The sequence below is a fragment of the Mycobacterium sp. 663a-19 genome (assembly GCF_035616495.1).
Classification (GTDB): domain Bacteria; phylum Actinomycetota; class Actinomycetes; order Mycobacteriales; family Mycobacteriaceae; genus Mycobacterium.
The window spans coordinates 51132-60686 of the sequence record NZ_JAPJAV010000019.1 but is presented as its reverse complement, the minus strand read 5'-3'; the positions used below and the strand labels follow the sequence as shown (position 1 = coordinate 60686).

Below are 9555 nucleotides of genomic sequence, written 5' to 3'. Positions count from 1 at the left end.
CCCGCTGAAGCCCTCGACGAACTACTGTCTAACCCACCCAAACCGCCCACTGTTGCATCCATCGCGTGAAAGCGCCGGTGATTTCTTCGCCGTGGGCTCACCGCCAACGCCGTGGTTTCACAGTCAAAGCCGTAGGTTCACACTCAACGCCGTAGCTTCACACTCAACGCGGCGGGCTGCGACGCCGCGGGCTGCCACGCTCGGCGGCGGGGCCCGTCAGGCCGGCAGCGAGAACACCACGCAATCGTGCAGGCAGCCCTTGGCCGCCGCGGGCGAGCCGTCGTCCGCCTCGCGGTGCAGCAGCGCGCGGGTGGGCAGCACGCCCAGCCGCACGGCGTCGCCAACGTCGGTCACCTCGGCCGTGCCGTCGACGATCAGCGAATAGCCGCCCGGCTCGGGCGGCGGCCACAGCAGCGTGACGTCGCTGCGCCGGGCGAGGTTGTCCCGGGTGCGACCGCCGATCAGGCCGACGTCCAGGGTCGCCTCGCGCAGCTGCGGCTCCACGGTCACGGTATGCGCGCGGTAGTCATCGTCGACGGTGATCAGATACGCGAACGGGTAGTCCGGGAGGGCGGCGGCGAGCCGTTCGAAGTCCACCCTCTTCTTCGTGCGCATGCCCTTGAGGATAGGCGCGTCGGTCAGGGCCGGTTGAGCAGGCCGGGGCCGGTCACGCCCGAGTTGAAGCCGGTGCTCGAGGTGGCCGAGTTGAGCAGCGCCGAGCCGACGTTCGAGCTCACGCCGCCCGTGACGTAGTGGCCGGAATTGAGAGGGCCGACGCTGCCGGCGTCGGCGGGTGCGGCGGCGACGCTCTGCCCGACGCTGTTGCCGATGGCCTGCGTGCCGGCGGGCAGGGCCGAAGCGGGCCGGCCGGGGCCGAGGTCGAGTTTCGGCAGGACCTGATGCCAGGGCTCCAGCTTCGCCACCGCGGCCGACGCGTCGGCGTGGTAGCCCGACATCGCCACCACGTCGGCCGCCCACATCTGCTCATACGCGGCCTCGATGTCGGCGATGGCCGGGGCGTTCTGCCCCAGATGATTGCCCGACGCCAGCGCCTGCACCAGGGCGCGGTTGGCCGCCACCACCCCGGGCTGGACGGTGGCCTCCAGCGCGGTCTCGAACGCGTCCGCGATGGCCGCGGCCTGGGTGGACGCCGCCTCCGCCTGGGCGGCGGCCGCGGACAGCCAGTTCACGTACTGGGTCGCGACGGCCATCATCGCCGCCGCCGACGCGCCCTGCCACGCCCCGTTGGCCAGGTCCGATGTCACCGAAAAGAACGAGGATGCTGACGACGCCAGGTCCTCGGCCAGCCCGTCCCACGCCTTCGCCGCAGCAAGCAGCGGCGCCGCTCCCGGACCGGCGAAAATGAGTGCCGAGTTGATTTCGGGCGGCAACCGCGCATAATGCGGGCTCGTCACCAACCAAAGTTAACCGGGACAAGCCGCTCTTCGTGGCGTTATCGACTAGGTACCGGGGATGGTTTGCGGCCGCGGACCAACTTGCCGGGTCGCGCGGCGGTGGGAACGCCGCCCTCGGCGATCACCTCGCCGGACACGATCGTCGCGACGTACCCGTCGGCGGTCTGGTCCAGGCGACGTCCCCCGGCGGGCAGGTCGTAGGTGATCACGGGCTTGTGCAGGCGCAGCGCGGCGTGGTCGATGACGTTGAGGTCGGCCTTGTATCCGACGCCGATGCGGCCGCGGTCGCCCAGCCCGGCGACGCGGGCCGGCACGGACGTGAGCTCGCGGACAGCCTCGGGCACGGTGAACCGGCCGGCCTTGCGATCGCGCGCCCAGTGCGCCAGGAAGTACGTCGTGTAGCTGGCGTCGCAGATCATGCCGTAGTGCGCGCCGCCGTCGCCGAGGCCCAGCACCACGTCGTCGCGGTGCAGCAGCCGCCCGACGGTGTCCAGCGAGTTGCCCTCCAGGTTGCTGGTGGCGACCAGCAGCATGGCGCGGCCGTCGTCGTCGAGCAGCCGGTCGTAGGCCTCCTCCATCGGGTCCACCCCGCGGGCCCGGGCGCGGGCCCCGATGCTGGTCGACGGGTCGGGCTCGTAGATGGGATCGTCGCCCAGCGGGAAGATCCAGTCCCACATCTGCGCGACGTACAGGATCGGGTGACCCTGGCCGGGCTTGTCGGCCAGGATGCGGGCCCGGACCTCGGGCTTGCGCATCTCGGCCACCCGCTCGGCCAGTGGCAGGTGCGCGATCTCGCGGTAGCTGGGGTAGAGCACGAACGGGTTGGCGGACAGCTGCAGCCCGATGATCAGCCCGATCGGCCGCGGCAGCAGCTGCGCGGTGACCTGGGGGTCGCCCGCGCCGGCCCTGGAATTCGCCTTCTCGATCATGGTGATGGCCTCCGGCCACGTCGGGTGGCCGGCGTTGGCGACGACGAGCGTGAAGGTCAGCGGCAGCCCGACGTCCTCGGCGACATCGAAGACCGTCTGCAGCACCGGCTCGTAGCCGCCGGAGGGAATGTCGGGCACGAACTGCAGCAGGCCGCCGCCGCCGTCGACCACACCCCGGGCGATCTCCTCGATCTCCTCGCGGGCGGCCTCGTAGCTCGGGATCGGCGAACCGCTCTCGGTCTTGTGGATCGTCAGCCGCGACGACGCGAAGCCCAGCGCACCGGCCTCGACGGCCTCCTTGGCCAGCGCCCGCATCTTGGCCAGGTCCTCGGCGGTGGCCGGCTCGCGGTTCGCGCCGCGCTGACCCATCACGTAGACCCGCAGCGGGGAGTGCGGCAGGTAGGCGGCGACGTCGATGTCACGCTTGCCCGCGTCCAGCGCGTCCAGGTATTCGGGGAAGGTCTCCCAGGTCCACGGCAGGCCGTCGGTCATGACGACGCCGGGAATGTCCTCGACGCCGGCCATCACGTCGACGAGCACGTCGTGGTCCTCCTGCCGGCACGGCGCGAAGCCGACCCCGCAGTTGCCCATCACCACCGTCGTCACCCCGTGCGCCGACGACGGGGTCAGCCGCTCCGACCAGATGGACTGGCCGTCGTAGTGCGTGTGCAGGTCGACGAAGCCCGGCGTGACCAGCAGCCCGGTCGCGTCGATCTCACGCGCGGCGCCGTCGCCGTTCACGGAACCCACCGCCGTGATCACGCCGTCGCGCACCCCGACGTCGCCGACGTACGGCTCGCCGCCCAGCCCGTCGACGATGGTGCCATTGCGGATGATCAGGTCGTAGGTCATCTAAATAATCTACGACCGCGCCGGTGCGTCGTGCCAGGATCTCTTCCGTGATCGACCACATCGGAATCAACTGCGCCGACTACGCAAAATCGCAGGAGTTCTACGACACGGTCCTGGCCACGCTGGGCTTTTCGCGACAGCTGGACGTCGGTCCGGCCATCGGGTACGGGCGCGACGGCAAGCCGACATTTTGGATCGCGGATGGGGCCGGGATGGGGTCCAATCGGGAGGTCCACGTCGCCTTCGAGGCCGGCGACGAGAACGCCGTGCGCGCCTTCCATCGGGCGGCCGTGGAATGCGGCGCCGAGTCGTTGCACGAGCCGCGCCTGTGGCCCGAGTACCACCCGGGTTACTTCGGCGCGTTCGTGCGCGACCCGGACGGCAACAACGTCGAGGCGGTCTGGCACGGGCGCCCGTAATGTCGCGGGTATGCCAAACACCTCCAGCACCGACGCCGCCGCCCAGGAGCTGCTTCGCGACGCGTTCACCCGATTGATCGAACACGTCGACGATCTGACCGACGGGTTGACCGACGAGCTGTCCGCTTACCGGCCGACCCCGGACGCCAACAGCATCGCCTGGCTGATCTGGCACAGCGCCCGGGTGCAGGACATCCAGCTGGCCGATGTGGCCGGCGTCGAGCAGGTGTGGACCCGCGACGGCTGGGTGGACCGGTTCGGGCTCGACCTGCCCCGCAACGACACCGGTTACGGGCACGGACCCGACGAGGTCGCGAAGGTCCGGGCGCGCGCGGACCTGCTCTCCGGCTACTACCACGAGGTGCACAAGCTGACGCTGTCCTACGTCGCCGGGGTGACGGCCGCCGAGCTGTCCCGCGTGGTGGACACCAACTGGGATCCGCCGGTGACCGCCGGCGCGCGGCTGGTGAGCATCGTCGACGACTGCGCCCAGCACCTCGGGCAGGCGGCCTATGTGCGGGGGATCGCACCGATCGCGCAGTAGGTTCTGCATTTTGAGGACGCTCGGCAGGTGAATTGTCGCGCGGCAAGGGCTAACTCAGGGGCAGCTCGGCCAGTATCGGGGTGGTCGGCTGCGGCGACCCGGCGCCGGGTTCGACGGTGAACGCCAGCGCCGTCGACGACCCGAGGTTGGTCAGCGTCGCCTTCGTCGACGGCGACACGGCGGCGGCGCCCATCGTGCCCGCCGACGCCGGGCGGTTGGCCGAGATCAACCACATCTGATAGACGGTGCCCGGGGACGGCGGCGGCACGTTGTTCATCACCAGCACGCCGGCGTTGCGGTCGCGGGAGAACATCACTGTGGCCGTCCCGGTGGCGAGCGGGCGCGAGACCGTCCGCACGTCCGGGGCCGCCAGGACCTGTTCGGCGACGGTCGACGGCGCCGGCGGCCGCATCAGCACCCCGATGCCGAACGCGGCGGCACCCACCACGATGGCCGCCGCCGCGGACACCAAAGCGGCTGCCCGCCAACTCAATTGGCGCCAGTCGCGGGCTTTCACCGCCCCCAGCGTGGCGGCACGCAGGCGCGCCGGCGGTTCGGCGGCGGTCGCAGCGGAGACGACGGCCATCGTCTCGCGGACGGCGCGGACCTCGTCGGCGAAGGCGGCGGCCACCGGTGACGGCGCGGCCGCCACCCGCCGCTCGACGTCGTCGCGCTCCTCGTCCGACATGGCGTGCAGGGCGTACGGCGCGGCCAGCTCGAGCAGTTCGAAATCGGTCGGGTCGGTCATGACACGTCCAGGCAGTTGCGCAGGCCACGCAGCGCGTCTCGGATGCGCGACTTGATCGTCGACAAGTTGGCGGCCAGCCGCCGCGACACCTCGGTGTACGTCAGGCCGCCGTAGTAGGCCAGCTCGAGGCACTGCCGCTGCGCGTCGGTCAGCGCCTCCAGGCATTCGGTCACCCGGCGACGTTCGTCGCCGGCGATCGCGGAGTCGGCGACGACATCGGCGGCCGGGTCGACATTGGCTGCGCCATAACGTGATTCCCGACGGCTGCCGGCCTGCTCGGCGCGTACCCGGTCGATGGCGCGCCGGTGCGCCATCGTCATCAGCCAGGCGAGCGCGGAACCCTTGGCGGGGTCGTAGTCCGACGCGGTTCGCCACACCTCGAGATAGATGTCCTGGGTGGTTTCCTCGCTGTAGCCGGCATCACGGAGCACCCGTACCACCAGCCCGAACACCCGGCCCTTGGTGAGGTCGTAGACCGCGGCGAAGGCGTCGCGGTCCCCGCGCGCGACCCGGCGCAGCAGGCCGTCCAGGTCGTTGCTCATCGACGGGTAGCCTATCGCCCATCGTCGACCGATCTGGGTGGTCGAGGGAAGAAAAATGCCGTCCGTTGCCGGTATTCGTCGAAGCCCGGACGGCCGGCCATCAACTTCTCGGTGAGCCGGGCGCCGGTGACGAACACCAGGAAGTACGTCATGAGCAGCGGCGAGCCGACGGTGGCCAGCGACGCCCAGCCGTTGATGGTGATCAGCCACAGTCCCCACCAGACCGTGGCGTCGCCGAAGTAATTGGGGTGGCGCGTCCAGGCCCACAGGCCGCGGTCCATCACCACACCGCGGTTGGCCGGGTCGGACTTGAAGACCCTCAACTGCCGGTCGCCGACCGCCTCGAAGGTCACGCCGACCGCCCACACGGCCACGCCCAGCACCGTGACGACCGCCAGCGGCCCCGGGGTGGGACCGGTCACCGCCGACAGCTGCAGCGGGAACGAGACGAACCAGGTGATGAAGGCCTGCAGCACAAAGACTTTGCGGATGACGCCGAACAGCGACGCGCCCCGCAGCAGGGCGGTGTAGCGCGGATCCTCCCCCTTGCCCGCGGTCTTGCGCTGGATGTGCCAGCTCAGCCGCAGACCCCAGATCGCCACCAGCGCCAGCAGCAGCCAGCGCCGGGTCGCGTCGCCGCGCCCCAGCGTCGCCGCGACGGCGGCGATGGCCACGAAGCCCACGCCCCAGGCGACGTCGACGACGTTGTAGCGGCCGACCCGCCGGCCGATGGCGAACGCGACCGAGTGCACCACCGCGAGGGCCAACACCGAGGCGCCGGACACTTGGAGGAGGTTGGTCAGCTGAGCTGGATTCATCGGCGGCCCTCGCGTGTGAACGTCCACTGGTAGACGTCAAGATAGCCCGACCGGAACCCCGCCTCCGAGTACGCCAGGTACAGCTCCCACATCCGGGCGAACACCTCGTCGAAGCCCAACCGCGCCACCTCATCCCGGTGCCGCGCGAACCGCTCCCGCCACAGCCGCAGGGTTTCGGCGTAGTGCTGGCGCAGCGACGTCATGTCGACGGTGCGCAGGCCGGTGTGCCGCCGGTTGATGTCGGAAATGGCGCGGGTCGAGGGGAGCAGGCCGCCGGGAAAGATGTACTTCTGAATCCAGGTGTGGGTGTTGCGGGTGGCCAGCATCCGGTCGTGGTCCATGGTGATCGCCTGGATCGCCACCCGGCCGCCGGGGCGCACCAGGTTTTCGAGCGTGGTGAAATACCGCGGCCACGCGTGGTATCCCACGGCCTCGATCATCTCGACCGAGACCACGGCGTCATAACGCCCGTCGACGTCGCGGTAGTCGCAGAGGTCGATCCGCACCGCGTCGGACAGCCCCGCCGCGGCGACGCGACGCCGCGCCAGGCGCTGCTGCTCGGCCGACAGGGTCACCGACCGGACGTGCGCGCCGCGGGCGCCCGCGCGGATGCACAGCTCACCCCACCCGGTGCCGATCTCGAGAACCCGGCTGCCGGGCCCGACTTCGGCCGCATCGAGCAGCCGGTCGATTTTGCGCCGCTGCGCGGCGGCGAGATCGTCTGGGGCGGCGGGTAATTCGGCGAACAGGGCGCACGAGTAGGTCATGGTCTCGTCGAGGAACGCGGCGAACAGCTCGTTGGACAGGTCGTAGTGCGCGGCGACGTTGCGGCGCGCCCGATCCCGGCCGGTGGCCCGCCAGCGCGGCCGAAACGCCGGGGCGATCGGCCGCAGCCGCTGCAACGTGCGCGGCACCAGGTCGGTCACCGAGGCGGCGAGGACCGTCAGCAGCGCGGGCAGGTCGTCCGACGACCATTCGCCGGCCATGTAGGACTCGCCGAATCCGATCAGACCGTGTCGCCCGATGCGGCGGGCCAGCGCCTCGGGTTGATGGACGACCAGGGTCGGCGCCGCCGGGTCGGCCGCGCCGACGACGGTGCGGTCGGGGTATGCCAGTCGCAGCGGCAGGCGCGCGGCCGCGCGGCGCAGCAGCCGGTGCGCCACGACCGCCGACGCCGCGGCGATCGGGCCCGACGGCACCGCCGCGACCGCCGGCCAGCGCTCCGAATCGACTGCCGCCAAGGCTCTTTGGATGGTATCTAGCGTCATCGCGGCACCACCGGAACTCGACGTAACCACAACTTGATCCCCTGTACCCGAATCCGCGCGCCCACCACCAACGGCGCCAGCGGCGAAATGAAGTGCATGATCGCGACCTGTCTGGTGGTGGCCGGCCGGCGTGTGCCGCGTAGGTTTGCGAGAAACGTCGGTCGGTCGTCGCGGTGCAGCGCCACGCTGATCTTGACCTCGTTGCCCGGTCGCGGCGCTTGCACCAGGTAGTAGCCGTCCACCGGGTTGAACGGCGAGACGTAAAAGGTCTTTGCCGTCACGACGGGCAGATCGGCCGGGGGCAACAGGTAGGCGTGCCGCTCGCCGTAGGTGTTGTGCACCTCGGCGATCACATGGCACAGCCGCCCGTCGCGGTCGTGGCACCAGAAGACGCTCAGCGGATTGAAGACATAGCCGAAGACGCGCGCCTGCAGCAGGGCCGTGACGGGGCCGTCGGGGAGGGCCAGCCCGCGGTCGGCGAAGAAGACGGCGAGCCTCTCGCGCAGTGACCCGTGCGCCGGCTCGGCGAAGTGGTCGTCGGCGCGAAAGCGTGCGAACGGTCGCAGCCACCGGGGCAGGCGGGGGAGGTCGTCGACGTCGACATACCAGCTGTAGCTTCGGTATTCGAACGAGTGGCGCACCGGGACCCGCCGAGTGTGGGTGATCGTGGTGCGGTAGATCGCCGGCGTCAGCACGGGGCCACCTCCTCGCGCCGGGCGGCGACGGGCCAGTCGGCGCCGAGCCGGCGGGCCGCGCGCAGCCCCGACGCGGCGCCGTCCTCGTGGAACCCCCAGCCGTGGTAGGCGCCGGCGAACACCACTCGGTCGTCGTCGAGCGTGGGCAAAAGGCGTTGGGCCGCAACGGATTGCGGTGTGTACAGCGGGTGGCTGTAGGTCATCTCGGCGAGCACGGCATCCGGCGCCACCCGGTCGTGACCGCCCAGGGTGACCAGGTAGCGGCGCCTCGTGTCGAGGCGCATCAGCCTGCTGATGTCGTAGCTGACCACGACGTGGTCCCTGTCGGGTGTCACCAGGTAGTTCCACGAGGCACGGGCGCGACGATGCCGCGGCAGCAGCGAGGCGTCGGTGTGCAGCTGGGCGCGGTTGGTGGAGTAGGGAATCGCGCCCAGCACGGCGCGCTCCCGCGGGGCGGCGCCGTCGAGCAGCAGCAGCGCCTGGTCGGGGTGGACGGCGACGACGGCGGCGTCGAAGAGCCGCGCCGGGCGGCCCCCCGCCCGCACCAGCACCCCGTCGGGCACCCGCCGCAGCGTGTGCACCGGCGTCGCCGTGCACACCTCGTCGAGCCGGGACGCGATGGCCCGCACGTAGGTCGCCGAACCCCCGGTGACGGTGCGCCAGGTCGGGGAGCCGAACACCGACAGCATGCCGTGGTGGGCGAGGAAGACGAACAGGTAGCGGGCCGGATAGCGCAACGCGTCGTCGCCCGCGCAGGACCACACCGCCGCCACCAACGGGGTGATGAAGTAATCGACGAAGTACGACGAGAACCGGTGCCGGCTCAGGAAGGCGTCCAGCGTGTCGAGACCGTCGGCGCCGTCGTCGCGCAGCAGTCGGGTCGCGGCGCGGTGGAAGTGGACGATCTCGGCGAGCATCGCCAGATAGCGCGGCCGCAGCGACTGCCGGCACGCGAACAGACCCGAAACCCCAAGGGCCCCGGCGTATTCGAGGCCGATGTCGTCGGCGCGCACCGACATCGACATCTCGGATTCCTGGGTGGCCACCCCGAGAACGGCGAACAGCCGGCACAGTGTCGGATAGGTCCGGTCGTTGTGCACCAGGAAGGCCGAGTCGACGCCGACGACCCGCCCGTCGCCGTCGTCGACGAAGTGGGTGTGCGCGTGGCCGCCGAGCCGCGCGTCGGCCTCGTACAGGGTGACGCGGTCGCGCCCGGACAGGACGTAGGCGGCGGTGAGGCCGGCCACGCCGCTGCCGATCACCGCGACCGAGCGCTCGTATGGCTGATCCACACCCGCTATTCGGAGCCGTCGGCGCGGCGGACG

The 9555-nt window shown here is 70.9% G+C and carries 11 protein-coding genes; 2 read left to right on the top strand and 9 right to left on the bottom strand.

Annotated features, from left to right (window positions below; all coding sequences use genetic code 11):
* Positions 1 to 216 precede the first annotated feature (216 nt).
* From OQ968_RS23970 to OQ968_RS23960, 3 genes are read right to left on the bottom strand one after another with little or no spacing between them, the layout of a single operon-like run.
* Positions 217 to 615: a pyridoxamine 5'-phosphate oxidase family protein gene (locus tag OQ968_RS23970; protein ID WP_324682057.1), complete on the bottom strand. Its 399-nt coding sequence runs from the start codon at positions 613 to 615 to the stop codon at positions 217 to 219.
* Positions 616 to 638: 23 nt separating this feature from the next.
* On the bottom strand, positions 639 to 1415 hold the full coding sequence (locus OQ968_RS23965) for a PPE family protein (protein WP_420715997.1): 777 nt from the start codon (positions 1413 to 1415) through the stop codon (positions 639 to 641).
* A 38-nt stretch (positions 1416 to 1453) separates the two neighbouring features.
* Complete coding sequence (locus OQ968_RS23960; RefSeq protein ID WP_324682055.1) at positions 1454 to 3196, bottom strand: N-acyl-D-amino-acid deacylase family protein; 1743 nt, start codon at positions 3194 to 3196, stop codon at positions 1454 to 1456.
* Between the two features lie 47 nt (positions 3197 to 3243).
* Here OQ968_RS23960 and OQ968_RS23955 point away from each other — a divergent pair, with 47 nt between their 5' ends.
* Both OQ968_RS23955 and OQ968_RS23950 read left to right on the top strand, forming a co-directional pair.
* Entirely contained in the window at positions 3244 to 3615 is a 372-nt protein-coding gene (locus OQ968_RS23955) for a VOC family protein (protein ID WP_324682054.1), read from the top strand.
* A 10-nt stretch (positions 3616 to 3625) separates the two neighbouring features.
* Entirely contained in the window at positions 3626 to 4159 is a 534-nt protein-coding gene (locus tag OQ968_RS23950) for a mycothiol transferase (RefSeq protein WP_324682053.1), read from the top strand.
* Positions 4160 to 4208: 49 nt separating this feature from the next.
* Here OQ968_RS23950 and OQ968_RS23945 read toward each other — a convergent pair whose 3' ends face one another.
* From OQ968_RS23945 to OQ968_RS23920, 6 genes are read right to left on the bottom strand one after another with little or no spacing between them, the layout of a single operon-like run.
* Positions 4209 to 4907 carry an anti-sigma factor gene (locus OQ968_RS23945; RefSeq protein WP_324682051.1) on the bottom strand — a complete coding sequence of 233 codons (699 nt, stop codon included), beginning with the start codon at positions 4905 to 4907 and terminating at the stop codon, positions 4209 to 4211.
* The gene (locus OQ968_RS23940) at positions 4904 to 5449 is read right to left on the bottom strand and encodes a sigma-70 family RNA polymerase sigma factor (protein WP_324682049.1); all 546 of its coding nucleotides are present in this window, start codon (positions 5447 to 5449) and stop codon (positions 4904 to 4906) included. The genes OQ968_RS23945 and OQ968_RS23940 overlap by 4 nt, the downstream gene beginning before the upstream one ends.
* Before the next feature lie 11 nt (positions 5450 to 5460).
* Complete coding sequence (locus OQ968_RS23935; RefSeq protein WP_324682048.1) at positions 5461 to 6267, bottom strand: DUF1295 domain-containing protein; 807 nt, start codon at positions 6265 to 6267, stop codon at positions 5461 to 5463.
* The gene (locus OQ968_RS23930; protein ID WP_324682047.1) at positions 6264 to 7535 is read right to left on the bottom strand and encodes a class I SAM-dependent methyltransferase; all 1272 of its coding nucleotides are present in this window, start codon (positions 7533 to 7535) and stop codon (positions 6264 to 6266) included. The genes OQ968_RS23935 and OQ968_RS23930 overlap by 4 nt, the downstream gene beginning before the upstream one ends.
* Entirely contained in the window at positions 7532 to 8230 is a 699-nt protein-coding gene (locus OQ968_RS23925) for a DUF1365 domain-containing protein (RefSeq protein WP_324682046.1), read from the bottom strand. Before OQ968_RS23925 ends, OQ968_RS23930 begins: the two co-directional genes overlap by 4 nt.
* Positions 8224 to 9522: an NAD(P)/FAD-dependent oxidoreductase gene (locus OQ968_RS23920; RefSeq protein ID WP_324682045.1), complete on the bottom strand. Its 1299-nt coding sequence runs from the start codon at positions 9520 to 9522 to the stop codon at positions 8224 to 8226. The genes OQ968_RS23925 and OQ968_RS23920 overlap by 7 nt, the downstream gene beginning before the upstream one ends.
* Between the last annotated feature and the right edge of the window lie 33 nt (positions 9523 to 9555).